The sequence below is a fragment of the Sphingomonas sp. genome, assembly GCF_051962185.1.
Taxonomy (GTDB): Bacteria; Pseudomonadota; Alphaproteobacteria; order Sphingomonadales; family Sphingomonadaceae; genus Sphingomonas.
This window is the reverse complement of sequence record NZ_JBQCCN010000175.1, coordinates 1-2,486: the sequence shown is the minus strand read 5'-3', so window position 1 is coordinate 2,486 and position 2,486 is coordinate 1. Positions and strand designations below refer to the sequence as shown.

The 2,486-nt window shown below is 68.0% G+C and carries 1 protein-coding gene; it reads left to right on the top strand.

Features of this window, described 5'->3' with window-relative positions; genetic code table 11:
- The coding region (locus ACTHJR_RS10910; protein WP_440523199.1) for an NAD-glutamate dehydrogenase domain-containing protein at positions 1-2,486 on the top strand (2,486 nt) is incomplete at both ends.

The following is a 2,486-nucleotide window of genomic DNA, read 5'->3' as shown; positions in this document are numbered from 1 at the left end:
CCCGTGCTGCGCACACTGCTCGTCGACCTGCAGAAGAAATTCGGCTTCGACCACCCGGTTCATGCCGGCAAGGAGCTCGAGCACGCCTTGACCAACCTCACCCACGACTTGCAGATCGCCTTCGCTCCCGACGCGCTCGAGGATGTCGCGTTGACCGCAATGAGCCTGGCCGATCGGCCACGGCCGCGGCTGGTCATGGCCCGATCGATCCTCGGCCGCCATCTGTTCTGCTTCGTGTGGCTGCCGCGCGACGAATTCACCACCGCACGGCGCATCGCGATCGGTGACATGCTGGCCGAAGCCGCCGGCGGCGCCTTGCTCAATTGGGCGATCGCGATGGACGACCTGGTCGCGCTGATCCGCTACACGGTCGACGTGCGCGGCGAGGGCCGCCAGCCCGACGTCGCCGCGCTCGACACCCGGCTCGGCCGGATGATGCGCGGCTGGGCGCCCGCCGTCGAGGCGGCGCTGGCCGAGAGCGATTCCGCGCGCGCGACCCGGCTCGCGCTGCGCTGGGCCAATTGCTTCCCGCAAGGCTATCGCACGGTCAACACCGCCGACGAAGCGGCGCGCGACATCCTGAGCATCTCGACACTCGAAACGCCCGATCAGCGCGCGGTCCGTCTCTATCGCGACGCGCGCGGCGAGGCGCGGCTCAAACTCTACCGCCTGGGCGGCGCGATCGCGCTGTCGGACGCGGTGCCGGTGCTCGAGAATTTCGGGTTCCGGGTGATCGAGGAAGTTCCGACCGCGCTGACCGACGAGAGCCAGGGCTTCATTCACGAATTCCTGATCCAGGCGGTCGGCGGCGTCGACAATGTGTTCGACGGCGATCCCACGGTGCTCCAGGACGCGGTCGCCGCGGTGCTCGAAGGCAATGCCGAGAATGACGCGTTCAATCGCCTGATCCTCGACCTCAACATGGCGCCGTCCTCGACGGTGCTGTTCCGCGCCTGGTTCCGCTATCTGCGCCAGGGCGGACTGACCTACGGCCTGACCACCGTGGTCGACGCGCTGCGCCGCGCGCCGGGCGTGACCGCCGCGCTGATCGAGCGGTTCGACGCGGCGCATGCGCCGGGCGGCAAGCGCGATGCCGGCGTCGCTGCGGCCGACGAGGCGATCAAGGCCGGGCTCAACACCGTCTCGGCGATCGACGACGACCGCATCCTCCGCGCGATCCAGGGCGTGATCGCCGCGACCTTGCGCACCAACGCCTTCACGCCCGCCGCGGCCGAGGCTTTGGCGTTCAAGATGGACAGCCACAAGGTGCCGGGGCTCCCCGCCCCGCTGCCGTGGCGCGAGATCTGGGTCTATTCGCCGCGGGTCGAGGGCATCCACTTGCGCGCCGGCCCGGTCGCGCGCGGCGGGCTGCGCTGGTCCGACCGGCGCGACGACTTCCGCACCGAGATCCTCGGGCTGATGAAGGCGCAGCGCGTCAAGAACGCGGTGATCGTCCCGACCGGCGCCAAGGGCGGTTTCTATCCCAAGCAATTGCCCAGCCCTGCGGTCGATCGCGACGCCTGGCTGGCCGAGGGCACCGAAAGCTATCGCATCTTCATCCGCACCTTGCTGTCGGTCACCGACAATATCGTCGAAGGCAAGGTGGTTCATCCCAAGGGCGTCGTCATCCATGACGGCGACGACCCCTATTTCGTGGTCGCCGCCGACAAGGGCACCGCGACCTTCTCCGACGTCGCCAATGCGATCGCGATCGAACGCGGCTTCTGGCTGGGCGACGCCTTCGCCTCGGGCGGCAGCTACGGCTACGACCACAAGGCGATGGGCATCACCGCCAAGGGCGCGTGGATCTCGGTCCAGCGCCACTTCGCCGAGCGCGGGGTCGACGTGCAGACGCAATCGATCCGCGTCGTCGGATGCGGCGACATGTCGGGCGACGTGTTCGGCAACGGCATGTTGCTGAGCCAAGCGCTCAAGGTCGTGGCGGCATTCGATCATCGCCATATCTTCCTCGACCCCGATCCCGATCCGGCGGCGAGCTGGGCCGAGCGCGACCGCATGTTCAAGCTGCCGCGATCGAGCTGGGCGGATTACGACCCCAAGCTGATCTCCAAGGGCGGCGGCGTCTTCCCCCGCACCGCCAAGACCATCCCGCTGTCGAAACAGGTCAAGGCCGCGCTCGACATTGCGGCCGACGAGCTCGAGCCCGCGGCGCTGATCTCGGCGATCCTGAAGTCGCCCGCCGACCTGATCTGGTTCGGCGGCATCGGCACGTACGTGAAAGCGGCGTCGGAGAACCATATCGAGGTCGGCGACCCGGCCAACGATCGCCTGCGCGTCAATGCCGAGGAATTGCGCGCGACCGCGATCGGCGAAGGCGCCAATCTGGGCGTGACCCAGGCCGGCCGTATCGCCTTCGCGTCGCGCGGTGGGAGGATCAACACCGACTTCATCGACAATTCGGCAGGCGTCGATTGCTCGGACAATGAGGTCAACATCAAGATCGCGCTCAACCGCGAGATGATCGA